The 25,756-nt window shown below is 66.6% G+C and carries 24 protein-coding genes and 1 tRNA gene; 14 read left to right on the top strand and 11 right to left on the bottom strand.

Annotated features, from left to right (window positions below; all coding sequences use genetic code 11):
- Positions 1 to 168 precede the first annotated feature (168 nt).
- From HNQ08_RS20425 to HNQ08_RS20410, 4 genes are all read left to right on the top strand, one after another.
- The gene (locus HNQ08_RS20425) at positions 169 to 3,210 is read left to right on the top strand and encodes an adenosylcobalamin-dependent ribonucleoside-diphosphate reductase (RefSeq protein WP_184136303.1); all 3,042 of its coding nucleotides are present in this window, start codon (positions 169 to 171) and stop codon (positions 3,208 to 3,210) included.
- Positions 3,211 to 3,443: 233 nt separating this feature from the next.
- Positions 3,444 to 3,782, top strand: a complete 339-nt coding sequence (locus HNQ08_RS20420) for a hypothetical protein (RefSeq protein ID WP_184136301.1) — start codon at positions 3,444 to 3,446, stop codon at positions 3,780 to 3,782.
- A gap of 69 nt (positions 3,783 to 3,851) precedes the next feature.
- Positions 3,852 to 4,793, top strand: coding sequence for a diacylglycerol/lipid kinase family protein (locus HNQ08_RS20415; protein ID WP_184136299.1), 942 nt, complete (start codon positions 3,852 to 3,854; stop codon positions 4,791 to 4,793).
- Positions 4,794 to 4,795: 2 nt separating this feature from the next.
- On the top strand, positions 4,796 to 5,524 hold the full coding sequence (locus tag HNQ08_RS20410; protein WP_229790256.1) for a PHP domain-containing protein: 729 nt from the start codon (positions 4,796 to 4,798) through the stop codon (positions 5,522 to 5,524).
- A 674-nt stretch (positions 5,525 to 6,198) separates the two neighbouring features.
- Here the strand turns inward: HNQ08_RS20410 and rny are convergent.
- The 3 genes from rny to HNQ08_RS20395 all read right to left on the bottom strand — a co-directional run bounded on the left by rny (position 6,199) and on the right by HNQ08_RS20395 (position 9,112).
- Positions 6,199 to 7,899: a ribonuclease Y gene (gene rny, locus HNQ08_RS20405; protein ID WP_184136297.1), complete on the bottom strand. Its 1,701-nt coding sequence runs from the start codon at positions 7,897 to 7,899 to the stop codon at positions 6,199 to 6,201.
- Between the two features lie 421 nt (positions 7,900 to 8,320).
- On the bottom strand, positions 8,321 to 8,881 hold the full coding sequence (gene dcd, locus HNQ08_RS20400; RefSeq protein WP_342355715.1) for a dCTP deaminase: 561 nt from the start codon (positions 8,879 to 8,881) through the stop codon (positions 8,321 to 8,323).
- Positions 8,882 to 8,911: 30 nt separating this feature from the next.
- Positions 8,912 to 9,112 carry a hypervirulence associated TUDOR domain-containing protein gene (locus tag HNQ08_RS20395; RefSeq protein WP_184136293.1) on the bottom strand — a complete coding sequence of 67 codons (201 nt, stop codon included), beginning with the start codon at positions 9,110 to 9,112 and terminating at the stop codon, positions 8,912 to 8,914.
- Positions 9,113 to 9,270: 158 nt separating this feature from the next.
- Between HNQ08_RS20395 and HNQ08_RS20390 the strand changes: the two genes are divergently transcribed.
- The 6 genes from HNQ08_RS20390 to HNQ08_RS20365 all read left to right on the top strand — a co-directional run bounded on the left by HNQ08_RS20390 (position 9,271) and on the right by HNQ08_RS20365 (position 15,526).
- Positions 9,271 to 9,344, top strand: a tRNA-Gln gene (locus HNQ08_RS20390).
- Between the two features lie 209 nt (positions 9,345 to 9,553).
- The gene (locus HNQ08_RS20385; RefSeq protein ID WP_184136291.1) at positions 9,554 to 10,165 is read left to right on the top strand and encodes a DUF4384 domain-containing protein; all 612 of its coding nucleotides are present in this window, start codon (positions 9,554 to 9,556) and stop codon (positions 10,163 to 10,165) included.
- Between the two features lie 509 nt (positions 10,166 to 10,674).
- Positions 10,675 to 12,156: an O-antigen ligase family protein gene (locus HNQ08_RS20380; RefSeq protein WP_229790255.1), complete on the top strand. Its 1,482-nt coding sequence runs from the start codon at positions 10,675 to 10,677 to the stop codon at positions 12,154 to 12,156.
- A gap of 3 nt (positions 12,157 to 12,159) precedes the next feature.
- Positions 12,160 to 13,023 carry a WecB/TagA/CpsF family glycosyltransferase gene (locus tag HNQ08_RS20375; protein ID WP_229790254.1) on the top strand — a complete coding sequence of 288 codons (864 nt, stop codon included), beginning with the start codon at positions 12,160 to 12,162 and terminating at the stop codon, positions 13,021 to 13,023.
- 152 nt (positions 13,024 to 13,175) lie between these two features.
- Entirely contained in the window at positions 13,176 to 14,432 is a 1,257-nt protein-coding gene (locus tag HNQ08_RS20370) for a cation:proton antiporter (RefSeq protein ID WP_184136287.1), read from the top strand.
- A gap of 74 nt (positions 14,433 to 14,506) precedes the next feature.
- Positions 14,507 to 15,526: an NADP-dependent oxidoreductase gene (locus HNQ08_RS20365; RefSeq protein ID WP_184136285.1), complete on the top strand. Its 1,020-nt coding sequence runs from the start codon at positions 14,507 to 14,509 to the stop codon at positions 15,524 to 15,526.
- Between the two features lie 13 nt (positions 15,527 to 15,539).
- Here HNQ08_RS20365 and HNQ08_RS20360 read toward each other — a convergent pair whose 3' ends face one another.
- The 4 genes from HNQ08_RS20360 to HNQ08_RS20345 all read right to left on the bottom strand — a co-directional run bounded on the left by HNQ08_RS20360 (position 15,540) and on the right by HNQ08_RS20345 (position 19,845).
- Positions 15,540 to 16,169, bottom strand: a complete 630-nt coding sequence (locus tag HNQ08_RS20360) for a thiamine diphosphokinase (RefSeq protein WP_184136283.1) — start codon at positions 16,167 to 16,169, stop codon at positions 15,540 to 15,542.
- 24 nt (positions 16,170 to 16,193) lie between these two features.
- On the bottom strand, positions 16,194 to 17,207 hold the full coding sequence (locus HNQ08_RS20355; protein ID WP_184136281.1) for a hypothetical protein: 1,014 nt from the start codon (positions 17,205 to 17,207) through the stop codon (positions 16,194 to 16,196).
- A 60-nt stretch (positions 17,208 to 17,267) separates the two neighbouring features.
- Positions 17,268 to 18,236, bottom strand: coding sequence for an ABC transporter ATP-binding protein (locus HNQ08_RS20350; RefSeq protein WP_184136279.1), 969 nt, complete (start codon positions 18,234 to 18,236; stop codon positions 17,268 to 17,270).
- Positions 18,237 to 18,297: 61 nt separating this feature from the next.
- The gene (locus HNQ08_RS20345) at positions 18,298 to 19,845 is read right to left on the bottom strand and encodes an ABC transporter permease (protein ID WP_184136277.1); all 1,548 of its coding nucleotides are present in this window, start codon (positions 19,843 to 19,845) and stop codon (positions 18,298 to 18,300) included.
- Positions 19,846 to 20,010: 165 nt separating this feature from the next.
- Here HNQ08_RS20345 and HNQ08_RS20340 point away from each other — a divergent pair, with 165 nt between their 5' ends.
- From HNQ08_RS20340 to HNQ08_RS20325, 4 genes are all read left to right on the top strand, one after another.
- On the top strand, positions 20,011 to 21,030 hold the full coding sequence (locus tag HNQ08_RS20340) for a 4Fe-4S binding protein (protein ID WP_184136275.1): 1,020 nt from the start codon (positions 20,011 to 20,013) through the stop codon (positions 21,028 to 21,030).
- Positions 21,031 to 21,111: 81 nt separating this feature from the next.
- Entirely contained in the window at positions 21,112 to 22,296 is a 1,185-nt protein-coding gene (locus HNQ08_RS20335; RefSeq protein WP_184136273.1) for an acetyl-CoA C-acetyltransferase, read from the top strand.
- Between the two features lies 1 nt (position 22,297).
- The gene (locus tag HNQ08_RS20330; protein ID WP_184136271.1) at positions 22,298 to 22,954 is read left to right on the top strand and encodes an ankyrin repeat domain-containing protein; all 657 of its coding nucleotides are present in this window, start codon (positions 22,298 to 22,300) and stop codon (positions 22,952 to 22,954) included.
- Between the two features lie 110 nt (positions 22,955 to 23,064).
- Positions 23,065 to 23,616, top strand: a complete 552-nt coding sequence (locus HNQ08_RS20325; RefSeq protein ID WP_184136269.1) for a hypothetical protein — start codon at positions 23,065 to 23,067, stop codon at positions 23,614 to 23,616.
- A 64-nt stretch (positions 23,617 to 23,680) separates the two neighbouring features.
- On the opposite strand, the gene HNQ08_RS20320 is transcribed toward HNQ08_RS20325, so the two are convergent.
- From HNQ08_RS20320 to HNQ08_RS20305, 4 genes are all read right to left on the bottom strand, one after another.
- Entirely contained in the window at positions 23,681 to 24,007 is a 327-nt protein-coding gene (locus HNQ08_RS20320) for a non-heme iron oxygenase ferredoxin subunit (RefSeq protein ID WP_184136267.1), read from the bottom strand.
- Positions 24,008 to 24,078: 71 nt separating this feature from the next.
- Positions 24,079 to 24,711: an SDR family NAD(P)-dependent oxidoreductase gene (locus tag HNQ08_RS20315; RefSeq protein WP_184136265.1), complete on the bottom strand. Its 633-nt coding sequence runs from the start codon at positions 24,709 to 24,711 to the stop codon at positions 24,079 to 24,081.
- A 58-nt stretch (positions 24,712 to 24,769) separates the two neighbouring features.
- Complete coding sequence (locus HNQ08_RS20310) at positions 24,770 to 25,156, bottom strand: hypothetical protein (protein WP_184136263.1); 387 nt, start codon at positions 25,154 to 25,156, stop codon at positions 24,770 to 24,772.
- Positions 25,157 to 25,202: 46 nt separating this feature from the next.
- Complete coding sequence (locus tag HNQ08_RS20305) at positions 25,203 to 25,748, bottom strand: 2'-5' RNA ligase family protein (protein ID WP_184136261.1); 546 nt, start codon at positions 25,746 to 25,748, stop codon at positions 25,203 to 25,205.
- Positions 25,749 to 25,756: the final 8 nt, after the last annotated feature.

The following is a 25,756-nucleotide window of genomic DNA, read 5'->3' as shown; positions in this document are numbered from 1 at the left end:
ACGTGGGTACAAGGGCTTGTACGCGCCGGGGGGCGGTGGTACAGTCGAGCCCTCGCCGGACACCGCGCCCTCACCCCAGTTCAAAGCACCTTCTTGCCTGCCGCCCTGCCCGGAGGTAGGGGTGTTGTGCTGCTCTTCCTACCCGCCCTCTTCTCAAGGAGTTTCACCATGACCACCCTCTCTGCCCAGCCGCTGACCACCTTTGATGACAACGCCCAGCACATCGCCAGGCGCCAGTACCTGCAGCCTGACGACGGTGACATCGGCGGTATGTTCCGGCGGATCGCCAACTGGGTGGCGGGTGCGGAGGCCCCCGAAGCACGCCTTTCCTGGGCGCAGAAGTACTATGACCTGATGGCCGACAAGAAGTTCTGCCCCGGCGGTCGCGTGCTGGCGGGGGCGGGCACCCAGCACGGCAACGTCCTGAACTGCTTCGTGCAGGGGGCCACCGAGCATGACCCTGCCTCCTTCGAAGGCGTGATGGAAGTCGCCAAGAAGCTGGCGCTGGTGACCAAGGTGGGCGGCGGCAACGGCGTGAATCTGGACGTGTACCGTCCTCGCGCCGAGGGCAGCCGCCCCGACGCTGGCGTGCGCGGCTGGGCCTACATGGCCGCCAGCCACGCGGACGTGACCGATTTCATTGAGGGGCTGATGCGCCCGCCCACGCAGCCCGACGGCGACAAGCAACCGGTGGCGGTGCGCAACTGGACGCGCGTGGTCTACGGGCAGGCCATCGCGCCGGAACTGGTGGCGCTGGCCCGGCAGAACGGTGTGCAGATCGTGCGCGCCCTGCCCGAAGGGGTGCAGAGCGTTCCCGACGACATGGGCGGCATCGTGGACGCGGCCCGGAAGGTGGCCGAGGACGCCAAGCTGGGGCTCGAACCCCGCCTCGACCTGTCCGAGATGCGCGCCGAGGGGGCGCCGATCAAGGGCTCGGGCGGCACCAGCTCCGGCCCCGTCAGCTTTTTGATGGAGATCTTCGACAACTTCCTGGAGTGGGCCAACCGGGGCGCCGAGGAGTCCGGGCCGATCAACACCCTGCGCTTCGTGTACGCGCCTGTGCTGCGGGTGGTGCGTCAGGGCGGGACGCGGCGCGGCGCGGGGATGGCCACCATCTCCATCGCGCACCCGGACGTGCTGGATTTCCTGACCGCCAAGGATCTGGACCGCGAGGCGTCCGAGGGGGATATCTCCACCTTCAACATCTCCATCCTGATCACCGCCCATTTCTGGGACACGCTTCAGGCGGGCGGCGTGTGGCCCATGAACGCGCAGGAAGTGCCGGGCAAGTATTACCTGGCCAAGCAGGAGGGAAGCTTTGAGGGGTCGTTGCCCGAACTGCCAGACCGCGCCGAGGACGGGGCGCGCGGCGTGCCGGTCTACAGCACGGGCAAGGGGCAGGGCTCTAAAAAGGGCGCGGGCGCCCAGAGCGGCATTCCCGCCGCGTGGCTGTGGGACCAGATCGCGCAGCACGCCTGGAGCACCGGCGAGCCGGGCCTGATCTTCAGTGACCGCGTGAACGAATTCAGCGCCCTGAAGAACCTGGGGGAGCGCTACGAGATCCGCAGCACCAATCCCTGCGGAGAGATTCCCCTGACGGTCGGGGAACCGTGTGACCTGGGGGCGATCAACCTCGCCGCCTATGTCCAGAACAGCACCTTCGACTACGCCACTTTCCGGGCCGATGTCCGCACCTGCGTGCGTTTCCTGGACGACGTGCTGGATGTGAACGTGTTCGCGCTGGAAGACAACCGGGTGGCCAGCCAGGACCTGCGCCGCCTCGGATTAGGCGTGATGGGTCTGGCCGACGCCCTGATCAAGCTGGGGCTGCGTTACGACAATGAGGCGGGCCGCGAGACGATCATGGAGATCATGTCGGCGCTGCGCGAGGAGGCGATTGCCGAGAGCGAACGCCTGGGCCAGGAGCGCGGGGTCTACCCGGTCTACAGCCGCAACGAGGCCAGGATGCCGCACGCGCCCCGGCGCAACGTGGCGGTGCTGACCGTGGCCCCCACCGGCACCACTTCCATGCTGATGGGCGTTTCCAGCGGCATCGAACCCGTGTTCTCGCCGTTCATCTGGCGCAAGATCGGCAGCGAGTACCGGGCGTTGCTGGCCCCGCTGTTCGTGGAATTGCTGGAAACCTACCCCGCTCCCGACGGCGTGCAGAAGGACGGCGGCTGGGACTGGGACAAGGTGACCGAGGCCGTCAGCGAGAACCACGGCAGCGTGGTGGGCCTGCCCTTTATCCCCGACGCCCTGCAGCAGGTCTTCGTGTGCGCCCACGACATCGCCCCGCAGGACCACGTGCGGATGCAAGGCACCGTGCAGCGGGCCTTCGACGCCGACGGCTTCGCCGGAAACAGCCTGTCCAAGACCATCAACCTGCCCAACAGCGCTACCGTGCAGGACGTGCAGGACGCCTATAGCGAGGCCTACCGGACCGGCTGCAAGGGCATCACGGTCTACCGCGACGGCTCGCGCCAGTTCCAGGTGCTGTCCACCAGCAAGAAGAAGGACAAGAAAGAAGGGGACGCCCCCGCACAGGCCGCCGCCGAGGTGATGGGGGAGACGGTGTCCGAGCAGGCGGTTCCGGCACAGCCCGCCGCCCAGCCTGCCGCCACACCCACCCCCAGCAAGCCCCAGGCCGCCGCGCCCAGCAAGCCCCAGTACGAGCGGCCCGCCCGCCTCTCGGGCATCACCGACATGGTCAAGCTGACCGATCCCACCAGCGGCCACCGCCGCTCATTCCTGGTGACGGTCAACCACCTGAACGGCAAGCCGGTGGAGGTCATGGTCATCAGCGGGCGTGCGGGCGACGAGGCCAATGCCGACAGCGAGGCGCTGGGCCGCGTGGTGTCCATTGCCCTGCAGCACGGCGTTCCGGCCCAGGCCCTCATCAAGACCCTGCGCGGGATCAACGGCGGCCTGTATGGCAGCTATAACGGGCGTCTGGTGGGCAGCAAGGCCGACCTGATCGCCGTGGCGCTGGAAACCTTCCAGAAGGACATGAACGCCCAGATGGGCGCGCAGATGGCGGCGCAGGCCGAGGCTGCCACCCTGCCGCCCCTGGCCGGAGGCAGCGGCGTCAGCGTGGACAGCATGGACGCCATGACCCGCGAACGCTGCCCCGTCTGCGAGGAACGGGCGGTGATCCGCGAAGAGGGCTGTCTGAAGTGCCAGGCGTGCGGCTATAGCAAGTGCGGGTGAATTGAGAGTTTTGAACAGGAACAGATATGCCTCTGAACGTGATTCAGGGGCATATTTTTGTCTTTCTGCAAGATCATGAAAAGCGTGGAATCAGCCCGGTCACTTGCCTCGCCGTAACGACCGGGGAGAGGAGAGCGGCGCCAGCGGAGCCGCTGATGAGCTGTCGCACCGCCCGTGATGATGTTCGGTATCTGAAGACACGTCCTCTCCGTCCAGACCCGCTACCCTGCACCATGAACCTCGACGACTATCGCCGCCCTGGCCCGGCCCGCCTCCGCCTGTACCTGTCGCTGCTGCTGATGCTGGTGTTGACCGCCATTGTCGGGAAAAAGCGCGCTGGCGATCTGGGCACCGTGGAGACCCTGAAACGCAGTTCGTTCGCGCGGATCATGTTCATGGACATCGGCGCGCTCAGCACGCTGGGGGCGCTGTACCTGGCGCTGAACGGCAAGACCAGGGTGCGCGTCCCGGCGGCAGTGGCCTCGCTGGCCGTGGGCAGTTTCTCGCTGCTGCCTGCCCTGGCCTACGAGGACTGGAAAGCCATGCAAGACCGTGATCCAGCTGAAGGCTGATACCGCCACCCCCGATAGGTTCACCGTTTTCTCAAGGCACGCTTTCGTGAGAGTGCGTACAGTTGAGCCATGACGGCCCATCCGGTTCTGGCAGTTCCTGCTCCATCTGTCGAGGCGGCGGCCACCCTCATCTTCAATGTGGGGGCTGGCGGCAGCGCACACAGCACTCCCGAAGCGCTGGTTGAGGCTCTGCACCAGATCGGCTACCGCCCGGTGTACCGCGCCACCGACAGCGAGGCCGACTTGCACCTGGCCCTGGACGATGTGACCGGGCCGGTGTTCGTGGCGGGCGGCGACGGCACCGTACGTGCGGCGGCGCTGTATCTGGCTGGGCGGCCAGACGTGACGCTGGGCATCATTCCGCTGGGCACGGCCAACAACGTGGCGCGCACCCTGGGGATCGCTGGGGACCCACTGGAGGTCATTTCCAGTTATGCCGGGGCACAGGCCGTGCCGTTTGATCTGGGCCGGCTCACCGCTCCCTGGGGTCACGATGTGTTTCTGGAAGCCCTGGGCTGCGGCCTGTTCGCCGAGGTTCTGGCGGCCTACGACCCAGAGCAGGGCAAGAGTCCGCTGCGGGCGGCAGGGGCGCTGGGCGCGGTGATGCGGAAATTCACACCAGCGCCGCTGACGCTCACGCTGGACGGCGAAGTTCAGCCCCCGCTGGACAGCCTGCTGCTGGAGGTCATGAATACCCCCGCCACCGGCCCCCGACTGCCGCTGTGCAGCGGTGCAGACCCCGGTGATGGCCTGCTGAACGTGGTCTGGGTAGACGCGGGCGAGGGCGAAGGTCTGCTGACCTACGTGGCAGCGCTGGCGGCGGGCGACTTTGCGCAGCTTCCCAGTGTGACCAGCAAGCCGGTGCGGAGCATCGAGATTCCGTACTACGGCCAGCCCTTCCACGTGGACGGTGAGGTTCGCCCGGCCCAGCCTGACACCTACGGCGTGGTGCGTGCGGAGGTCTGGGAGGCTGCCTTGCAGGTGCTGGTTCCTATCGGGGGGGCGCCGTAGCCATGCAGAACAATCTCGTCTTCCGCGCGGGCGTGCAGGTGATGAGGCTGGATCTGCATGTCCACACCGAGGTCAGCCACGACTGCCGCACCCCCCTGCGCGCTATCCCCGCCTGGATGTTGCAGACGAACACCCGCGTGATTGCCGTCACCGATCACGATCAGCAGCGCGGCGGCCCCGAACTGGCCCGCATCGTGGCTGATCTGGGCCTGGAAAATCGCCTGAGCATCATTCCCGGCGAGGAGGTCACCACTTCCGAGGGCGAGTTGAGCGCATTGTTCCTGCAACAAGCCATTCCCAAGGGCCTGACCCCGGAAGAAACGGTGCGCGAGATCAGGGCGCAGGGCGGTCTGGTGATGCTCCAGCACGGCTTCGATCCCCTCAAACGTTACCGCCTGCGCCCCGAGGCCACCCAGCGCATCGCGGACGAGATCGACATCGTCGAGGTCTTCAACTCGCGCCTGTCGCGCCACCACTGGAACGGGGTGGCGCTGGCCTGGGCCAGAGAGCGCGGCCTACCTGTCTGCGCGGGCAGCGACGCCCACACCCTGCACGACATCGGTGAGGCCTGGGTGGAAACGCCCTTCAGGACCGTCCGCACCCCCACCGATCTGCTGGAAGCGCTGCGCGACGGCGTGGTGGCCGGTCACTGGACCCATCCCGTCTACGCCTACGGGCGCAAGCAATGGCGAACCCTGAACGGCAGATTCCGGCGGCCTGCACAGCCCTGACTCCTGAAGAGAACGAAGCCAATAAAAAGACCGCCCTCTCGGACGGTGATAGGGAAAATATAGCGTGGAATACGGGACTTGTCAAACCTATGCATCGCCCCGGAATTCCTGTGCCAGGACGGCGTGCATCGAAGCAACTTGCTTCCACCTCTGCATATCTGGAATGGCATCACAACGTCCGATCCTCCCGCCGGCTCAGTGACAGGGAGCCCAGAGCTTCGGTAGAAGTTCAAGCTCGAACGGGTCAAAAACAAAAAATCCGCCCTCTTCGGACGGTGATAGGTCAAATATAGCGTGAGATGCGGCGGCTGTCAAACCTATGCATCAGGCCAGAATTCTCGCGCTGGGACGGCGTCAGCCGAACTCTTCGAAACCCAGGAGTGGGTATACCAGCTCTGTGCGGCGGGTTCGGCTGGCCTCCCTACAGCGCAGCCACTCGCAGGCTTGCGAAGTGCCGACTGAAGCCCATGTACCAGAAAGGCCGCTCAAAAACACAGGAAATAAAAAAGCCGCCCTTTCGGACGGTGATAAAGCCAATATAGCGTGAGATACGGCTGGTGTCAAATTCATGCAATCAGTCAGGATTTCTGCGCTGTGACGGCATCAAAAAGCCGTTGTTTCCAGTGGAAGTGAATAGGGGCGGTCAGAACCGGTCTGACCGCCCCAAGACGCGCCTAGTGTGCCACTTCCACGGCGCGGCTTTCCCGCACCACCGTCACCTGCACCTGACCTGGATACTCCATGTCCTGCTCGACGCGCCCGGCGATCTCGCGGGCCAGCAGGGTGGCCTGGGCATCAGTGACCTTCTCCGGCTGCACGATCACGCGCACCTCACGCCCGGCCTGGATGGCGTAGGCCTGCTGCACGCCGGGGAAGGACACGGCAATCTGCTCCAGTTGCTCCAGGCGCCGCACGTAGGATTCCAGTTCCTCACGCCGCGCGCCGGGCCGGGCTGCGCTGATGGCGTCGGCGGCGGCCACCAGCACGCTGTACAGCGTCTCGCCGTTTTCCGGATCGTGGTGGTGGGCAATCGCGTCGATGACCTCAGGAGTCTCGCCGAAGCGCTTGGCGAGGTTGACCCCGATCTCGACGTGGGTGCCGTCAATCTCGCGGTCAATGCTCTTGCCCACGTCGTGCATCAGGCCAGCGCGGCGGGCCAGTGCGGCGTCCAGGCCCAACTCGTCGGCCATGATCCCAGTCAGGTGCGCCACCTGAATGCTGTGCTTGAGGACGTTCTGGCCGTAACTGGTGCGGAAGTACATGCGCCCCAGCAGTTGCGTCAGCCCCGGCTTGATGCCCATCACGCCCGCCTCGATGGCCGCCTCCTCACCCTGCGCGTGGATGAAGGTTTTCATCTCGTCCTGCGCCTTGTGGACCATCTCCTCGATCCGGGTGGGGTGAATGCGCCCATCGGCCACCAGAGCGTCCAGCACATGCTTGGCCACCTCGCGCCGAACCGGGTTGAAGCTCGACAGGATCACCGCCTCGGGCGTGTCGTCGATGATCAGGTCCACACCCGTCAGCGCCTCGAAGGCGCGGATGTTACGGCCCTCGCGCCCGATCAGGCGGCCCTTCATGGCGTCGTTAGGAATCGGCACCACCGACACGCTCAGCGCAGCGCTCGTCTCGGAGGCGCTGCGCTGGATGGCCTGGGCAATCACGTGGCGGGCGTGCCGCTTGGCCTCCGCCGTGGTGCGTTCCTGCATGGCCTTGACCCGGATGGCCTTTTCCTCTTCCAGCTCGTTTTCCAATCGGCCCATGATCTCGTCGCGCGCGGCCTGCGGCGTGAGGCCCGCGACCTCATATAGCCTGAGGTCTACCGCCCGCCCACGCTCGGCCAGATCGGCCTCGTGTTCGGCCAGCAGGCGGGAGCGTTCCTCCACCCGCTCTTCGAGTGAGTCGAGCTTGTCGCCGCGCGCGTCGAGTTGCTCGGCCCGGCGATTGAGGCGCTCGATCTCGCGCTTGAGTTCCTCGCGCTCGGCGCGCGTTTCCTTGCGGTCGGCGGCCAGCGCCTCGCGCTCACGTGAGATCTCGCCCTTGGCCGACGCTCGCTCGGCCTCGGCCTGCGTCCTGAGTTTGGCGATTTCCTCGCGTTGCGCGCCGAACTGCGCGCCCAGCGCCGTGACCTGGGCCTCACGGTCCCCGGCCTCCTGAATCCTTCTGGCTGCGTCCTGTCTGGCCTGGTCGGCCTGCTCCCGCGTGGTCCGTGCCTCGGCCTCTGCCGCCGCGCGGATGCGCTCTGCTTCTGCGCGGGCTTCCCGTTGCAGGCGGTCATCGATCTCAGCCCGCTCGCGCAGGCCCCGCGACTGCCCTCCGAAAAACCCTCCGACCAATCCGATCAGGAGCGCCACGATCACCCACAGCATCGTTGGCATAACTGACTCCTTGTGGTTCTGTTTCAGGGCGGATGCGACCGCACAAAGGTTCGCCCCGCCCCGCAAAAAGTGAGAAAAGACGAACGCCGGAATGGATTCGGACGTTCGCCTCGCAGTCTAGCCCCAAACCCGAAGTTTGAAAGCGCTGCCGTTGCCTCCCGGCTGGTTTCTCTGGAATTGCTCTGGATTGTGGATACGTCTTGGCGGACGCCGGGACGGTCTTTCAGCGTGCCGCCGATGCCGCTCAGTGTCTCGCATCGGGCGTATGGCCGACAGAGGGGGGCAAGCTAGCTGTTTCGGAGCGTCTTACGCCCGGCGACCCAGCAGAGGAAGCCACTGGCGTTCGGCAGAGAGAAGGTCCGTGTTCTGTCTGGCACCAGCGTGTGCCATTGGTCTTAAAAAGTGGGGTCCGTCGACAGACCTAGAGCTTGGGCAGCGTCACGCCGCGCTGACCCTGGTATTTGCCCTTGCGGTCCCCGTAGGTCACCTCGGGCCGCTCGCCCTCAAAGAAGAGGAGCTGAACACAGCCCTCAAAGGCGTACATCTTGGCCGGAAGCGGAGTGGTGTTGGAAAACTCCAGCGTGACATGCCCCTCCCAGCCAGGCTCCAGCGGCGTGACATTGGCAACGAGACCGCAACGGGCGTAGGTCGACTTGCCCAGGGCCACCACCATCACCGTGTCGGGAATCTTCAGATACTCCAGACTACGGGCCAGCGCAAACGAGTTCGGCGGAATAATGATCTCGCTGGCCGTGATGTCCACGAAGCTGCGCTCATCAAAGTGCTTGGGATCGACGATAGCGCTGTTGACATTGGTAAAGATCTTCCACTCGTCGGCACAGCGCAGATCGTAGCCGAAGCTGCTGAGGCCGTAACTGATCACCTGCTCGTTCTCGGCGGTGCGGACCAGCCGATCCTCAAAGGGGTCAATCATGCCCGCGTGGGCCAGTTCACGAATACGCCAGTCGGGCAGAATGCTCACGCCCGTCATGCTACGGCAAAAGGACCTAATTCAGGCTTTCGAGAGGGCGTCTGCCGTGTGGGCGACGTGCTTGCCATCTTCCAACTCGATGATGTACCGCGGATCGTCCTGGCTGGCTCTGTAGTTGAAGCCGCTGACCTCGCCGTCCTTATGCGCCACGCGAACAACCCGTCCACTGGCCTCGCCGCCGTGACTGTTCCACTTCACCTGATCGCCGACCTTGAAAGTCATGCCTGAGCGTTGCACCCGCTCGGGTGGGTTGCCAGTTGGAACTAATACAGTGTGGAGGCCGGGTTAAGAGCCCCGCTGCCCCGCCAGTCAGCAGTTGACCCCCCGCGCTCGCCGCCGTTATACTCTTGACCGCCGTGCGTTAAAGCCGGAACAACTGTAGGGATATGGTGTAATGGCAGCACAACAGATTTTGGATCTGTTTGTCCAGGTTCGAGTCCTGGTATCCCTGCCACAAAGTAGAGCAGCTTCTCGGTTATCGGGGGCTGCTCTTTTGCTATCTCATGAAACCTAAAGTCAGCTTCCTCACCTTCAGTCAGCTGGGCTTCACCGGGCGTCAGCCGGCGCGGCGTAGCGTGAAGGCACAAGCGAGACGCGCCGAGTAAGCGTTCTGGGAGTCTTCCCAGTGCGACGGACCGTTGCTGCTTTCCCCGGAGGCCCGACATGATCCCATCTTTGAAAAAGCCCGCCCTGCTGCTCGCCGTCTCCGCCGCCCTGCTGGGAATGGCCGCGCCGGCCTTCGCTGCGCCGAAAATCAGCGCCCAGAGCATCATCGTGAACCCAGTGCCCACCAACCTCAGTGCCCGCGTGTGGGTGGACCGTGACCCCAGCGGCAGCCAGAACCCCACCTACCGGGTTGGCGAACACATCACGTTGTACACCAGCGTCAACGAGAACGCCTACGTGTACCTGTTCAACGTCAACCCGGACGGCAGCACCGACCAGATTCTGCCCAACCGCATCAGCTCCAGCAATTACGTGCGCGCCGGGCAGACCCGCGCCTTTCCAGCCAGCGGCGATCAGTTCACCTTTGACGTGAGTGGTCCCTACGGCCTGAACCGCGTGCTGGTCATTGCCAGCCGCCGTCCGCTGAGCCTGTCGCAACTCAGCAGCTATCAGAATGGCGAGAACTTCGCCACGGTCAAGCCCAAGACCAGCCAGGGTCTGGCGCAGGCGCTGAGCATCGTGGTCGATCCGGTGCCCAGTCCAGTGGTTCAGCCAGTGCCGCAGACCGATTGGATCAGCGATACGGCGTATTACACAGTCGGCTACTGAAGCATTGAAAGCGGGCTGAAGATGGGGCGGAAGGAACCGGGATGGTCCTTCCGCCCTAACACTGTGGAGGAATAACCCCATATTCGAGCCGGCTTATCTTCCTCAGGCCAGCGGGGCCGCTGAAGCCTCCCTGGTTCAGAAAGCAGAGTTGCAGGCGCAGTTTCTGGACGGCACATCAAGGGAGGGTTTCCGGTAGCAGTCCCTCCACCTATATTCCTCCACTACGCAAACAGTGTTGAGAGGAAGTCATGTGCTATTAATTTTCTGTTAGCGGCTTTCTGTCTAACTTTTGATCGGTCTCGCGGTCCGGGTCAGGTTCGAGTCCGGCCCACGGCCTTCCGTATCATCTCTGGGGGAAGCATGTCTGCAAGTCGTCCGTTCAGCCTGTCAAGCACCAGTGCTCTGCCACTCTGGCGTGGTCAGTGTTCCATCAAGCCAGGCATTCTGTGAAATCGCAGCCGATGCGCGCTGCCAGGCTCTCCCCCTCTCCGGCACCTGTCGGATGGGCCGTGTGGCTGGCGCTGTTCATGGCCGCAGTGCTGGTGGGTGTGCTGGCCGTGGAGCAACCATTGCTGGCGGCCGGGCTGGCCGTGCTGATGGTACTGCTGGCCGGGTTGACCCGCGTGTGGGACCGTCTTTCTCACTTTGCCCTGGGATTCATCGGCGTTTCGCTGGTCGGTTATGCATTTCTGGGCAAGGGGTACTCGTATATCGGGGTGCCGCCGCTGTTTGTGGGCGAGATGGCACTGGCGGTGGGTTTGCTGGCCCTGTGGCGGGTGGGCACGCTGGGCATTCGTCACTACCGGGGCCTGCTGGTGCTGATGGGCGTTTTCATGCTCATCGGCCTGCTCAATACCGTGCCTTACATCGGCGTTTACAAGGTGGACGCATTGCGGGACGGCGTGACCTGGGCCTACGCGGCCTTCGCGCTGATTGTTGCTGGCCTGCTACTGCGCCTGGGCTGGCTGGAGCGGGTGGCGCAGCAGTACGCCCGCCTGATTCCGTGGTTCCTGGCCTTCGCCCCCGTGAGTGTCGTGATCTTCAAACTGTTTGAGCGGTCTCTTCCTGAGTGGCCAGGCAGTGGGACGCCGCTGCTGTTTCCCAAGGGTGGAGATATCGCCGTGCATCTGGCGGGCATCGTGGCCTTCTTGCTGTTGGGGTTACACCAACGCTTCATGCCGTCGGAAAAACGCCGGAGCTGGCACGAATGGCTGTGGTGGGGCCTGCTGCTCCTGGGAATGCTGTCGATTTCTACGGGCCGGGCCGCACTGGTGACGATTGGCCTCAGTGGCCTGTTCATCGTGCTGATGCGTCCTCGCAGCGGCTGGGGGCGTCCGTTGTATCTGGTGGCCGTGGCCCTGACGCTGCTGGTTGTGACCAATTTCAGTGTCAATCTTGGTGGGCGACGCGACATTTCCGCCGAGTCCCTGCTGCTCAACGTCCAGAGCATTACAGGAGACTCCGGCTCGGATGTCCGTGAGGGCACCCGCACCTGGCGACTGAACTGGTGGAGCGACATCGTGGACTACACCGTCTACGGCCCGTACTTCTGGAACGGCAAGGGCTATGGCATCAACCTGGCCAACTCTGACGGCTATCAGGTTGAGCGCGATCAATCGCTGCGCAATCCGCACAACGGCCATATGACCTTCCTGGCTCGCTCCGGCGTGCCTGGCTTCCTGGCCTGGGTAGCGCTGCAACTGGCCTTCGCTTTCAGCCTGCTGCGCGCCTATACCCGTGCCCGTGCGGCCCGGAACACGCTGTGGGCCAACCTCTTCCTGTGGATTTTCGCCTACTGGATGGCCTTCCTGGTCAACGCCTCCTTCGATGTTTATCTGGAAGGACCGCAGGGGGGCATCTGGTTCTGGTGCCTGTTCGGCTTCGGTCTGGCGGCCCTGGAAACCTACCGCCGCCAACGCGCGCTGCCGGACCATTCTGAGGGGTCCACCCTGTCCGCCCTGCCCTCTTCTGTCCAACTCAAGGAGTCCTGAACGATGTCTTCTCCCGCTTCACCCGATCTGCGCCCCGGCGCGTCTGTCGTGCCTGCCGTGTTCCCTGGCGACACAAACCCGCGCCCCCCCCTGATCTCCCGCGCGATTTTGGGGATGCGGGTGGACGTCACGACCTACGCCGACGCCACAGCGCGAATCATCGACTGGGCGCGCTCGGCCCAGGCACGTTACGTCTGCGCTTCCAATGTGCATATGGTCATGGAGACCAACGACAGCGCCGAATTCCGGGACGTGGTGAACGGAGCCGATCTGGTGACCTCCGACGGCGTGCCGCTGGTGTGGGCCTTGAAGGCGCTGGGGGTGCCGCAGGCTGAGCGCGTGTATGGTCCCACCCTGATGCTGCACGTCTGTGAGGCCGCTGCCAGAGCGCGCTTACCTATTGCTCTGTATGGTGGTACCTCTGAGAGTCTGGAGGAGTTTGTCCTCTTCCTGCAGACCAACTACCCGGGGATTGAGATCGCCTGCCTGATCGCCCCGCCGTTCCGCCCTCTCACTCCCGAAGAAGATGCGATGTACACGCAGCAGATCGTCGATTCGGGGGCCAGAATCGTGTTCGTGGGCATCGGCTGCCCCAAGCAGGAGCGCTGGATGGCCGCCCATACTGATCGCCTGGACGCCGTGCTGCTGGGCATGGGAGCTGCCTTTGACTTCCATTCCGGGCGGGTCCGGCAGGCTCCCGCCGTCATGCAACGGCTGGGGCTGGAGTGGCTGTTCCGCCTGATCATGGAACCACGTCGCCTGTGGAAGCGCTATGCCAAGCACAACCCCCGTTTTGTGGGCAAGTTTTTGCTGCAATTGCTGGGCCAGAAGATCATTGACCGGGGACGGACCGCAAGCCGGAGCTGAGGCGGACACAGAACACTCAGAGAGCCGATTGATCTCGGCGGCACAGGGCGACAGGCCAGGGTGCCGCCGAGACTCCTGTTGCACTCGTTCAGACCCCATGAGTCGGGTTGGAACAGGGCGGCAGATGTTAAAGACGCTCTATCCTTGAGCCGATGCTGACCGCCTTCGCCACGCTGCTGTGCGTCACGGCGCTGCTCGCCTACCTCAACGAACGGTACCTCCACTTTCCGACGACTGTGGGTGTCACGCTGTCGGGGGCGCTGGCGAGCATCGTGCTGATCACCCTCGATGCCATGGGGCTGATTCCCGGCGTGCGCGGCTGGGCTGCGGAACTGCTGAAGACGCTTAACTTCACCAACTTTGTGCTCAACGGCATCCTGGCTGTGCTGCTGTTTGCCGGGGCGCTGAGTCTGGACGCCCGGCAACTGTTGCGTCAGCGTGGCAGCATCCTGACGCTGGCCTTTCTCAGTACGTTGATCAGCACATTCCTGATCGGCTTTGCCGCATACTTCGTCTTTGGGCTGATGGGGCTGGACGTGCCGCTGATCTGGGCGCTGCTGTTCGGGGCGCTGATCAGTCCCACCGATCCGGTGGCGGTGCTGGACCTGTTGAAGCGGGCGCGGGTGCCCAAACGGATCGAAACGCTGATTGCCGGAGAAAGCCTGTTCAACGACGGCGTGGGCGTGGTGATCTTTCTGGCACTGGCGGGCGTCGCCGGAATCGGTGGACGGCACGACGGCGGCGTGAGCGCGCTGGAGGTGCTGACGCTGTTCGCGCGCGAGGCGGGTGGGGGACTGCTGTTCGGGGGTCTCCTGGGGGGGTGTGGCTACCTGCTGCTGCGGAGCATCAACCAGCACGCCGTGGAGGTGCTGGTCACGCTGGCATTGGTGGTGGGCGGCTACGTGGCCGCCGCCGCGATGGGGGTCAGTGGCCCGCTGGCGATGGTGATGGCCGGGCTGGTGATCTCGGCCAACCGGCACGCGGTCTTCAGCCAGGAAACCGGCGAACTGGTGGAGAGTTTCTGGGAAACCATCGACCAGGTGCTGAACATCGTGCTGTTCGCCTTTATCGGACTGGACGTGCTGCTGACCCGCACCACCGGGGCGCAGCTGATCGCCAGCGCCGTGCTGATCGCCGTAGCGCTGGCGGCCCGCTGGATCAGCGTCGTGCTGCCCTTCGCGCTGGTCCGCGCCCGCGAGGGTTATGGCGCGTACACCGTGCGGCTGTTGACCTGGGGCGGTCTGCGGGGCGGCATTGCCATCAGTCTGGCCCTGAGCCTGCCCGCCACCCCGTACCGCACGCACATCGTGACCGTCACCTACGCCATCGTGCTGTTTACCATCGCCGTGCAGGGGCTGACGATCCTGCCGCTGGTGCGCAAGGCTGCCGCTGCCAGCCCGGACGCCTGAAGGGTGGGTCCAGGCTGCCTCTCATTGCATTCCGGCTCACAAACAATCGGTCCGGCACGCAGCCCAATAGCCCCATGACGACTTCTAAAAAAACGATGTCCCGCGAGATTCAACTGGCCGCCCGTCCCCAGGGGGCGCCGGTGGACAGCGACTTTGCGCTGGTGGAGCGCGAACTGGGCCAGCCCGGGGACGGCGAGGTCCTGGTCCGCAACCTGTTCCTGAGCGTCGATCCCTACATGCGCGGACGCATGAACGACACCAAATCCTACACACCGCCCTTCGCGCTGAACGAGACCATGACGGGCGGCGCGGTGGGCGAGGTGCTGGCCTCGAACGCAGACGGCCTGAACGTGGGCGATCTGGTGCTGCACGATCAGGGCTGGCGAACCCACGCACTGCTCCCGGCCAGGGCGGCCCGCAAGGTGGAGGCCAGGGAGGGCGTCTCACCCAGCGCGTACCTGGGCATTCTGGGGATGCCCGGCCTGACCGCCTACGCGGGGCTGCTGGACGTGGCCGCCTTCAGGGAAGGGGACGTGGTATTCGTGTCGGGTGCGGCGGGCGCGGTGGGCAGCGCGGTGGGCCAGATTGCGCGGTTGAAGGGTGCGGCGCGCGTGATCGGCAGCGCGGGGTCTGCCGACAAGGTGGCGCACTTGACCGAAAAGCTGGGCTTCGATACCGCCTTTAACTACAAGGACGGTTCAGTCGCCAGGCTGCTGCGCGAGGCCGCGCCGGACGGGATCGACGTGTATTTCGACAACGTGGGCGGCGATCATCTGGAAGCGGCGCTGTCCTCCTTCAACACCTTTGGACGGGCGGCGCTGTGCGGGGCCATCAGCCAGTACAACGCCACCGAGGCCCCCAGTGCCCCGCGCAATCTGGCGCTGGCCATCGGCAAGCAACTGACCCTCAAGGGCTTTATCGTCGGCACCTACAGCCACCTGTTTTCTCAGTTTGTGCAGGAGGTGGGTGGCTGGATCGCGTCCGGCCAGCTGCATTACGACGAGACGGTCGTGGACGGGATTGAGAACATGCCCGGCGCGTTCATGGGCCTGCTGACCGGACAGAACACCGGGAAGATGGTGGTCAGGCTGTAGGGCAGCCAGGTCCTCAGGCCTGCGCTCCGCTCCACAGGGCCGTGATCAGCGCATAGCCCCCTTGCAGGGCGGCGGTTACGGTCTCGCCGTTCGTCTCGTTGCTGATGGTCCAGCCGCTGCCCAGCGGCACGTCCGCGCCGTGCAGCGGCCAGCGCGCGCCGCCCAGCGTCAGGCCGCGCAGGTCATGGCAGGCCACGACACTCAGGGTCACGCCGGGGGGCAGGACCAGCGACAGGGGAGAGGAAGGCAGCAGCGGCCAGGCCCACTCGTCGCCGCTGGTCAGGGTCACGCGCAGGCCTTCCTGCGCCAGCCGCACGCTGCCCAGCAGCAGGGCCGCCGCGTGGTCAAAGCGCCCGCCGAAGGCCCCCAGGAACACCAGTTCGGTGGCCCCGCGTCCCAGGGCCAAGCGCACGGCCAGCTCTGCGTCGGTCTCGTTCTTGACCGCCGGGTGGACCTCGCGCGGAGCGTCCACCTGCACGCCTTCCGAGGAATCGAAATCGCCCACCCAGGCGTCCACAGTCACGCCCAGCCCTGCCGCGTGGCGTGCGCCGCCATCCGCCGCGACCACCAGCGCAGGACGCGGCAGCGTGAGTAGCGCGGGTGAGGGGGTCAGCCGCCCGCCAACGAGAATCCAGGCGATCACCCGAGCAGTGTAGGGGTTCCGCGTCTATAGACCGGGCAGACCCAGTGCGGTGTGCAGGTCGCCCAGCAGGGTCTCGACATTCCGGCTCAGGCCATCCAGTGCGGGGGTGGAGGTCCGCAGCGGGTTAAACGCCGACAGGTACAGCAACCGGGTCCCGCCGCGTGGATTGAGCCCCGGGTCAGCCGTGACGGCCAGTTGCACGAACTTTTCCTGGCCGCCAGGCAGCGTGTAGGTCACGCCGATCAACTGGTACGCCCCAGCGTTCTCGGTGGACGTGACCTTGAGCTGCACGCGTGAGGCGCTGGCCAGTGTGGCACTGGTGGCCGCCGCGTTCAGTTCCTTGACCTTGACCGGGTTGTAGGGATCGCTGGTGAACAGCGCGTTCATATCCGCGAAGGCCAGCGTCTTGAGCATGCCGGCCAGTTGCTCGACGGGCTGACTGGCCTGTGCGGCAGGGGGTGCGGCGGGCGCCGGAGCCGTCGCAGGCGCAGCCACCGTCTTGACCGCTCCCGTCTGGCCCAGATACGGAGTCAGCACGCCGCTGGCCGTCAGCTTCTGCACCAGTTTCCCGGCGCAGTCGGCCACTGCCTTGCCTTCATCGCTGTCGAGGTACACGCTGCCGCCCCACCAGCCCCAAGTGCTGACGCCGCCGCTGGTGCCCTCGCAGCTCTCATTCCATTTGACCGTGCCGCTGGCTGTGTCGGTCAGTTCCATGCTGGCGCGCACCGTCTTGCCACTCAGGCACCCCACGATGGGCAGGCAAACGCTCCCGGTGCCGCTGACGCTGGTGACGCCGCCGGCCAGCTCAAGCGGCGCGCCCTCCTTGCGAACAGCCTCCACGTATCCACTGGCAGTCAGCGCCTTGTTCATGGCCTCGTCGAAGGCGTTGTAGACGCTGCCCGAGCAGTAACCGCCCCGGCACCACCTGTCGCCGATGTACACCACAGCTTTCGGGCCGCTGTAGGTCTGTGCGCCCGCCAGGGTGCCCAGCAGGGCTGCCGTGAGGCCCAGGTTCCGTTTCCACCGCGTTCTGTTCATCGGTTTCCTCCAGGGGATTGATGCCGGGTTTGTCGTTACCACTACAGTATGTTACCCACGTCAGGCGCGGTCATCTATCACTTCCTGGACCTGCGTCATGGCCACCTCCAGCCGCAGACCCTGCCCGTCGATCAGTCCCACTTCGCGCGCGCTCAGGTTCAGGGTCAGCTGTCCCAGCGGATGCGCCACCGTGACCGTCTCGCCCGCTTCTGTGGCGTGGCGGGAAGTCAGTGTGAACATGTCGCCCTTGCCCAGCAGGACAGCCTTTTCGGGAACCAGCAGCGCCTGCCCGCCGTCCCGCTCCAGCACATTCGCCCAGCCCAGGAACGCGGCCACCCAGGCTGTGGCAGGCCGATCGAAGACCTCGCGGGCCGCGCCCGTTTGCACGATCTGCCCGGCCCGCATCACCGCCGCCTGTCCGGCCAGCGCCAGGGCCTCGCGCTGATCATGCGTGACCAGCAGCACGCCCGCGCCGACGCGCCTGAACAGGTCGCGCAAGTCGCTTCGCAGTTCGGCCCGCAGGCGTTCGTCCAGGTTGCTCAGCGGCTCGTCGAGCAGCAGCAGCGGCGAATTGGTCGCCAGCGCGCGGGCCAGTGCCACCCGCTGTGCCTGGCCGCCGGACAGTTGCCCCGGTTTGCGGGTTGCCAGCTCCGGCAGGTTGACCAGGGTCAGCGCCTCCTGTGCCCGCCCGTGCGCCTCCGCCCGCGCTGCGCCGCGCATGCGGGGACCGTAGGCCACGTTGTCCAGCACGCTCAGGTGCGGAAACAGCGCGTAATCCTGAAACACCAGCCCCGTGTGCCGCGCCTCCGGGGGCAGGGCGGTCACGTCGCGCCCGCCAATTTCCACCCGCCCCGCGTCCGGGCGTTCCAGTCCCGCCACCATCCGCAGCACCGTGCTCTTGCCGCAGCCGCTGGGGCCGAGCAGGGCCAGGGTCTCGCCCGCCGCCACGGTCAGGGAGACAGCGTGGGCTGCCTGCACGGAGCCGAAGGCCTTGGACAGGTGGTGGGTGGTGAGGGCGGGGGGCAGCACGTTCCTCAAGCTAGCGCCCAAACTACGCGCTGACCTGCCCGCACGGTGCAAAGCGGCAGCATCACGTGACCTCTCCTTCGCCACCGTCCAGCACCGTGAAGGCCGTCGCGGACAGTAGCAGCAGCACGGTGGCCAGCGCGCACGCCTCACCCAGATTGCGCTCGCCGGGGCGGCCCAGACGGTCATACAGGCCCACGCTCAGGGTGGCCCACTCCGGGCGGGTCAGCACCAGGGTGGCGCCGAACTCGCCCAGCACGGTGGCGAGGGCCAGCGCCACGCCGCCGCGCAGGGCGGGCAGCGTCAGGGGCAGCGTGACCGTGCGCTGGGCAGCCAGCGGGCCAGCGCCCAGGGTGCGGGCGGCCTCGAACAGCCGGGGGGGCAGTGCACGCAGCGCTGGCAGCACCGAGCGCACCACGAGGGGCAGCGCCAGCAGCGTGTAGGCCGCGATTAGCATGGGCAAGGTGGCCGCCAGCGCCGGATAGGCCAGCAGGTAGCCCACCGCCAGCGAGACGGGCGAGACCATCAGGGGCAGCAGCGAGACCAGATCGAGAAGGCGCGAACGCGCCAGCCACGCCCCCAGCGCGTATAGCCCGCCCAGTACGGTGGCGCCCACGAGCGCCAGCGCGCCGAAACGCAGGGTGTTGCCCAGCAGCAGCGGCGTGTCCGGGTCTGTCAGGATGCCCTGCCAGTACAGCAGCGTCGGCCCCCCCGAACCCAGCAGCCCGCGTGCCACCACGGCCAGCAGCGGCGCGAAGCAAATGAGCAGCGTGACCGCCCCCAGCCCCAGGATGCCTGCCAGGACGCCCCCCCGCGCGGGCGGCAGGCCGGAGACCGGTACGCCCGTACCGCCGCGCGTCAGGCCGGTATAGGCCCAGGTGGCGATCAGCGTCAGGAGCAACTGGCCCGCGATCAGGGCGCTGGCCTCCGACAGCCGCAGTTGCAGGGCGGTCAGGGTGTAGATCTCTACCTCCAGGGTCGCGTACTGCTCGCCGCCCAGCGCCAGTGGCAGCCCGAAGCTCAGGGCCGAGTACAGGAACACCAGCACCAGTCCCGCCGCCAGACCGGGCAGGGCCAGCGGCAGCGCCACGCCCAGCGCCGCCCGCCAGCTGTTCGCGCCCAGCGTCCGCGCCGCGCCGATCAGGTGAGGGGGCACGCGCGAGAAACCGCCGTGGGCCAGGCGAATCATCACCGGCAGATTGAAAAACAGGTTGCCCAGAATGATCAGTGCGGGCGTGTCGCTGAGGTCCACCCCGGTGAGCGTTGTCAGCCAGCCGCGCGGCCCCAGCAGCGCCGAGAGGCCCAGCACCGCCACGAGGGTGGGCGTCACGAAGGGCAGCAGCAGCAACCGCATGAACAGCCCCTTGCCCGGAAGGTCCGCCCTGGAGAGCAGATAGGCCAGCGGCGCACCGATCAGCAGCGCCAGCAGCGCCGTGCCGCCCGCCTGCGCCAGTGTCCAGCCCAGACGGCCCAGGAAGTACGGATCGCGCCACACGCCGGCCTGCACGCCGCCCTCGGCCAGCGTGCGCCCCAGGGGCACCGCCAGCAGCAGCGCCGTGAAGACCAGCGCGGGCAGGGCCAGCAGCCAGCCGGACAGGCGGGAAGGGGTCATGGGCAGGAGTCTAATGGGCGCGGGATGGCATTCCACGTCCCCGGGAGCCTCGTGGCCCTGCGTGTTCCCTGCATGGTGACCGCGCTGGGCCTGCTCTTTCAGGGAAGCCGTCTCATCGGGAGTTGGCTCCTCTTGTCTCTGCCGCTCCCCGCGTAGACTCCACCCATGCTTCAGGGCCTCCTTTCCCGCCTCGACGACTCGGGCAACCTCGTCCCGCGCTACACGCCGCCGCGTTGCCTGTTGGAACGTCAGGCGGTGGGCGGCTGCGATATCTGCCGCGACGTCTGCCCGCACAACGCCGTCCTGACCGGCCTGGTGGGGTCGGCCATCCAGATTGACGCCGACGCCTGCACCGGCTGCGGCATCTGCGTGCAGGCGTGCCCCACGGGGGCGCTGGAGTACGGCCTTCAGCCTACACTGCAGAACGTGCGCGATCAGAAGGCCGAGGACGGCGCCGCGGCGGGAGAGGGCGAGGCCAGCCTGACCTGTCCGCAGAGCGGCGCGGGCGGCCCGCAACTGCCCTGTCTGGGCCGCGTGACCCCGGCGGTGCTGTCGGCAGCGGGCGCGTGGGGCACGCCGCTGACCCTGATCCACGGCGAGTGTGAAACGTGTCCGGTGGGAGCGCCGAATGTGCCGCAACGCCTGGAAGCGGTGGTGGCCGAGACCGGGTTGCTCCGCGCGGCCACCGGCCGTCCGGCCCGCGTGACCGTGCGCGCCGCCACCCCCGAGGACGCCGAGCGGGCCGTGCGGGTCTCCCGCCGGGGGGCCTTTGGGGCGTTGTTCCGGGCGGGCAAGGCGCAACTGGCCCAGAGCATCCCCGAGTCGCCCCTGCCCTTCGTGGACTGGAGCGAACCGGAGGAGCGCACGCCCGAGGAGTGGAAGTGGCGCAGGCTGAGCCTCAAGCCCGCCCCCGCCCCTCAGGCCCCGGTTCACTGGCCCGCACCCGTGGTGGACGATACCTGCATCGATTGTCCGGTCTGCCACAACGTCTGCCCCACCGACGCCATAGACCGCGAGATAGGGGATGACGGCAGCGTCAGCCTGCTGCTGAATCTCAGCGCCTGCACCGGTTGTATGGCCTGTCTGCGGTCCTGCCCGCCCCAGGCCATTCACGAACAGACCGAATGGCTGCCCGCCGCCTTTGACGGGCCGATTCTGTTGCGCGAGGGCGCGAGCGTAATGTAGGCGCGGATGCTGGGGGCAACTGGACCGGAGCCTCAAGGGCGGTCCAACCCCTTCTGTGGCCTGTCCCGCTAGACTCAGGCCATGACTCACAACGGAACGAAGATCGTGATCGTGGCGGCCCGGCGCACGCCGATTGGCAGCTTTCTGGGCGGGCTGAAGGACGTGTCCGCCGCCGAGCTGGGCGTGGCGGCGGCGCGGGCGGCCGCCGCTGGATTGCCCGGCGACGACATCGCCGACGTGATCGTGGGCAACGTGTTGCAGGCGGGTGTGGGCATGAACGTGGCGCGGCAGGTGGCCCTGGGCGCTGGGCTGGCGGACCATGTACCGGGATTGACGGTCAACCGCGTGTGCGGCAGCGGCCTGCAGGCCGTCATCAGCGCCGCACAGGGCCTCAAGTCCGGCGACGGCAAACTGTATCTGGCGGGCGGCACCGAGTCCATGAGCCGCGCCCCGTACCTGCTGCCCCGCGCCCGCGAGGGTTACCGGCTGGGCCACGCGCAGGCGCTGGACAGCATCCTGAGTGAAGGCCTGACCGACGTGTTCAACGACTATCACATGGGCATCACGGCGGAAAACATCGCCGCGCAGTGGGGCCTTACCCGTGAGGAGCAGGACGCCTTCGCGCTGGAAAGCCAGAACCGGGCGGCCACCGCGCTGGCGGGCGGGCATTTTGCCGACGAGCTGGTGGCGGTGGAAGTGCCTGGCAAGAAAGGCCCCACCACTTTCGATACGGACGAGTACCCGCGGGCCACCTCCGCGGAGGCGCTGGCGAAGTTGCGCCCCGCCTTCAAGAAGGACGGCAGCGTGACGGCGGGCAATGCCAGCGGCCTGAACGACGGCGCGGCGATGCTGGCCGTGACCACCGAGGACTACGCGCAGGCCAACGGCCTGAGTGTGCTGGCCGAGATCAGCAGCTACGCGGCCATCGGCGTCGATCCGAAAGTGATGGGCATTGGCCCGGCGAAGGCCGTTCCTATCGCACTGGAGCGGGCCGGGCTGGGGCTGGACGACGTGGACCTGCTGGAGCTGAACGAGGCCTTCGCCGCGCAGTCGCTGGCTGTGGTGCGCGATCTGGGCGCGGATCCGGAGAAGGTGAACATCACGGGCGGTGCCATCGCGCTGGGCCACCCCATCGGCGCGAGTGGGGCGCGGGTGCTGGTCACGCTGGTCCACGCGTTGCGGCGCACCGGCAAGGAAACCGGCGTCGCCAGCCTGTGCATCGGCGGCGGCATGGGCATCGCCGTGGTGGTCCGGGCCAGGAATTAACATGACCACCGCCTCCGAAAAGGAACTGTTCCTGGCCATCCGCGCCAACGATGGGCAGGCGGTGCGTGAACTGATTCAGCAGGACCGCGCCCTGCTGGAGGCCGTCAGCCCCATGGGCGTGTCTCCGGTCCTGTTCGCCGCCTATTACCATCACCCTCAGATGGCTCGCGTGCTGGTGGAGGAGGGTGCGTCGCTGAACGTCTTCGAGGCGGCAGCTGTCGGCGAGGCGGGACGCGTGGGGGCGCTGCTTGACGCGGACGCCGCGCTGCTGAACGCGGTCAGTCCCGACGGCTTCTCGCCGCTGGGCCTCGCGGCCTTTTTCGGGCAGGCGGAGGTGGCGGCGTTGCTCCTTGCGCGCGGGTCGGACGTGAACGCGGTCAGCCAGAACGCCATGCGGGTGGGACCGCTGCATTCGGCGGTGGCCGGCAACCACACCGAGCTGGCCCGGACGCTGGTGGAGGCGGGGGCCGACGTGAACGCGGCACAGCAGGACGGCTTCACGCCGCTGATGGGCGCGGCGCAGAACGGCAACGCGCAACTCGTTGCGCTGCTGCTCGGGCACGGGGCGCGCCCTGAGAGCCTCACCGGGGATGGACGCAGCGCCGCCGATCTGGCGCAGGAAGAGGGCCACGGGGAAGTGTTGCTGCTGCTGAGCTGAGGCTGCCGAATCTGACCGGGCTGACTGGGTTGGGCGAATGTTCATGGAGCCTCAAGAAACCGGGAAGGCGGCGCGTATCCGCCTTAGGGGGTCCTGGGACAGACTGGGGCATGAGTGATGAGCGCAAGACCGACGTTCCCAACCCCAATGTGATCGGCCCGGAAACCGACGGGCGCAGCGGCGCGGTCACGGGCTTCGACACCCCTGATCCCAAGGACAACCACGCGGTGGTCTACACCACCACGCCGGGCGATGACCGCGTGGGGAGCAGTGACCATTTGCAGGGCGCCCCTCCGCAGGCTTCGGAGAGTGGCCATGACATCACCGGCAAGTACGATCATCTGGCGACGCGCGACGTGAAGGCGATGGAACATACCCCCGAATCTCCCGAATTTGCCGGGGCGGAGACTGTCGCAGGCTTGGGCGGTGAGGCGCTGGACGAGGTGGTGCCCACGGCAGGTTTAGGCGTCAACCCGGCGGCGGCCCTGGATCCCTATCCTCTGGTCGATCCCGATCAGAACCCCAGGTACACTCCTCCCAGCGAGGAGGTGGTGCCGCATGTGCGCGAGCAGCCCGGCGATCTGCCCCCCGGTGAGCCCACTGAACTCCAGAGCGAGATCGGCGGCACGAACCTGGGCGACAGGGACCGCAACCGCCGCTAGGCTGCAATAAGGGTGGAGGCCGCACCGGGGATTAGTTCGGCGCGGCCTCCTACCTTGTTGTCTCCTACAGCGCTGAGACGTACACCACGCCGTCCTCGATCTCGGTCCTAAACAGCCGGACCGGTTTCACGGCGGGCAGGGATTTGGGCTTGCCGGTCGTCAGTTCAAATTTTGCGCCGTGCTTCTGGCAGGTGATCCGGCCCATGCTCACCTCGCCGCCCAGCAGCGGGTAATCCTGGTGGGTGCAGTTGTTGCGCAGGGCGTAGAACTGCCCCTCGTACCTCACCACCAGCACGCCGACCCCGTCCATCTCCACGGCGGTCTGGAAGCCGTCGGGCATCTCGCCCTCCAAGCCTACGCGAATCCGTTCACTGTTCTGTGTGATGCCCATGCGCCGAGTCTAGGACAGCCGGCCTCCCAGAGGCTGCCGGAGATTGCTTTCCGCCAGATTGCAAGCGGGAATCAGGCAGAGACGCGGAGTTCTGTCCCGCCTGGCCCCGCCCGGTCTGCGGCAATGGCCCGCGCCACTTCTTCCGGCGTGATCGCCCCTCTGGGGGCCTTGCCCACCTGCGCCCACAGGGCTGTATCCACAGCGGGCGGGAGCACCAGTGTTACCGTGACGCCGCGCGCTTCCAGCCGGGCAATCTCGGCGGCGCGGGCTAGGGCGGCCTTGCTCGCAGCGTACTGTGAGAAGCCGCGAGCGGTAACCAGTTCCGGACGGGCACCCAGCAGGTACACCCGTCCGCCCGTGTTCAGGCGTTCCAGCCCGTGTTTCAAAACCCACAGCGCCCCGAAATAGTTGGCGTTCCACACCGCACGGACCTTAGCGGGGTCCGCAGCCTTGAGCGGTTCGGGCATGGCCGCCCCCGCCGCGTAGATCAGCGTGTCCAGCCCATCCAGGCCGTCAAACAGCGCCTTGATATGGCTCTCGTAGCCCACGTCGGCCACCCGCGAGGCGGCGCCCAGTTCGCTGGCCAGGGCCAACAGCCTGGCCTCGTCGCGCCCGCTGAGGGTGAGCTTGGCGCCCCCACCGGCCAGTGCGCGGGCCGTTGCCGCGCCGATTCCGCCTGTGGCTCCCAGAATCAGGGTGTTCATGGTCGCAGTAGACGTCACCCTGCGCGGGCTGTCGGTACGGGGCCGTACGGACTGCGCTTCAGGTGGAGTGGGAGGGGGCCTCGGGCCGCACGCGGCGGTCTCTCTGTGCGGGCTTGCGGCGCATCCACTCCCGCAAGACCTCCAGGCCGTCGGCGCTCAGGTGACCAGTGGGGTTGCCGCCCCCCGGTCCCACCGTCCAGCCGCGTCTGTTGGCCTCGTCGGGCAGACCATGCAGGGTATAGATCCCTGGCTCCAGCGCAGAGGCCAGATGCAGCGTTACCGCGTTGGAGAAGTACTCCTGCTCGAACCGTTTTTCCATGCGCGCCTCGCGCCCGTGGTCCGTGCCAGAGACGCCAAAGAACATGAAGAACGGCCCCAGATCCAGCGTCGGCCACCCTTTTCGCCGGGGCCGGACGCTCAGGCCCACCACTTCCGTCTCGTACATGCTGACTATTCTGGCCTAGCGGGTGCTGCCGGAAGTCCCCACGCGTTCATGCGAGCAGCGGCCACTCCTGCAACGGCGCGTAGAAGCCGCCCGGCCCCGGCTTGCGCATCAGGGTGATGGTCTGACCAGTAAATCTCAGCGGTTCCCGTTCCAGATCGGCAAATTCAGTCTGCGCGGCCGTCAGCACTTCGGGCAGGTCCACGCCGCGCCGTTTCAGGGCCAGCGAGAGGTGCAAGTTCAGCCCTGGCCCTTCGTAGCCAAAGAAGCGGGTCCCAGACTCGCGCACTTGCAGCGCCTCCAGCAGGGCCAGGTGAAGCCGCACCGCCGCCGGGCTGCTGGCCTCCAGATACAGTGCCGTGCCGTTGCTGAACAGCCGGGGACCGCCGATGGACATGGGTACAGGAGCGTGCCGGGCCACCACCTCCTGCAGACGCGCCTGCCACTCCAGGTCCGGCGACAGGCCGCTACGGGCCTTGACGGTGATATGCGGCACGGCAGCGGCATCCTTGAGGTGGTGGGCTACCCGGAAGCGCCCGATGCGCGCGGCCAATTGGGGTGGCGGCAGCACGGCCAGCAGAAAGGAGGAGGTCACCTTCTGGT

The sequence above is a fragment of the Deinococcus humi genome (assembly GCF_014201875.1).
GTDB lineage: Bacteria > Deinococcota > Deinococci > Deinococcales > Deinococcaceae > Deinococcus > Deinococcus humi.
The sequence above is the reverse complement of the archived record's forward strand: the minus strand, read 5'-3'. Positions and strand labels throughout refer to the sequence as shown.

What these genes read in the sequence shown, in the direction of transcription:
- HNQ08_RS20330 (WP_184136271.1), top strand. Translation starts at nt 22,298, where the DNA reads ATGACCACCGCCTCCGAAAAGGAACTGTTCCTGGCCATCCGCGCCAAC.
- HNQ08_RS20365 (WP_184136285.1), top strand. Translation starts at nt 14,507, where the DNA reads ATGACGACTTCTAAAAAAACGATGTCCCGCGAGATTCAACTGGCCGCC.
- HNQ08_RS20385 (WP_184136291.1), top strand. Translation starts at nt 9,554, where the DNA reads ATGATCCCATCTTTGAAAAAGCCCGCCCTGCTGCTCGCCGTCTCCGCC.
- HNQ08_RS20420 (WP_184136301.1), top strand. Translation starts at nt 3,444, where the DNA reads ATGAACCTCGACGACTATCGCCGCCCTGGCCCGGCCCGCCTCCGCCTG.
- HNQ08_RS20425 (WP_184136303.1), top strand. Translation starts at nt 169, where the DNA reads ATGACCACCCTCTCTGCCCAGCCGCTGACCACCTTTGATGACAACGCC.
- HNQ08_RS20345 (WP_184136277.1), bottom strand. Translation starts at nt 19,845, where the DNA reads ATGACCCCTTCCCGCCTGTCCGGCTGGCTGCTGGCCCTGCCCGCGCTG.
- HNQ08_RS20410 (WP_229790256.1), top strand. Translation starts at nt 4,796, where the DNA reads ATGCAGAACAATCTCGTCTTCCGCGCGGGCGTGCAGGTGATGAGGCTG.
- HNQ08_RS20325 (WP_184136269.1), top strand. Translation starts at nt 23,065, where the DNA reads ATGAGTGATGAGCGCAAGACCGACGTTCCCAACCCCAATGTGATCGGC.
- HNQ08_RS20335 (WP_184136273.1), top strand. Translation starts at nt 21,112, where the DNA reads ATGACTCACAACGGAACGAAGATCGTGATCGTGGCGGCCCGGCGCACG.
- HNQ08_RS20320 (WP_184136267.1), bottom strand. Translation starts at nt 24,007, where the DNA reads ATGGGCATCACACAGAACAGTGAACGGATTCGCGTAGGCTTGGAGGGC.
- rny (WP_184136297.1), bottom strand. Translation starts at nt 7,899, where the DNA reads ATGCCAACGATGCTGTGGGTGATCGTGGCGCTCCTGATCGGATTGGTC.
- HNQ08_RS20370 (WP_184136287.1), top strand. Translation starts at nt 13,176, where the DNA reads ATGCTGACCGCCTTCGCCACGCTGCTGTGCGTCACGGCGCTGCTCGCC.
- HNQ08_RS20395 (WP_184136293.1), bottom strand. Translation starts at nt 9,112, where the DNA reads ATGACTTTCAAGGTCGGCGATCAGGTGAAGTGGAACAGTCACGGCGGC.
- HNQ08_RS20315 (WP_184136265.1), bottom strand. Translation starts at nt 24,711, where the DNA reads ATGAACACCCTGATTCTGGGAGCCACAGGCGGAATCGGCGCGGCAACG.
- HNQ08_RS20415 (WP_184136299.1), top strand. Translation starts at nt 3,852, where the DNA reads ATGACGGCCCATCCGGTTCTGGCAGTTCCTGCTCCATCTGTCGAGGCG.
- HNQ08_RS20310 (WP_184136263.1), bottom strand. Translation starts at nt 25,156, where the DNA reads ATGTACGAGACGGAAGTGGTGGGCCTGAGCGTCCGGCCCCGGCGAAAA.
- HNQ08_RS20375 (WP_229790254.1), top strand. Translation starts at nt 12,160, where the DNA reads ATGTCTTCTCCCGCTTCACCCGATCTGCGCCCCGGCGCGTCTGTCGTG.
- HNQ08_RS20355 (WP_184136281.1), bottom strand. Translation starts at nt 17,207, where the DNA reads ATGAACAGAACGCGGTGGAAACGGAACCTGGGCCTCACGGCAGCCCTG.
- HNQ08_RS20340 (WP_184136275.1), top strand. Translation starts at nt 20,011, where the DNA reads ATGCTTCAGGGCCTCCTTTCCCGCCTCGACGACTCGGGCAACCTCGTC.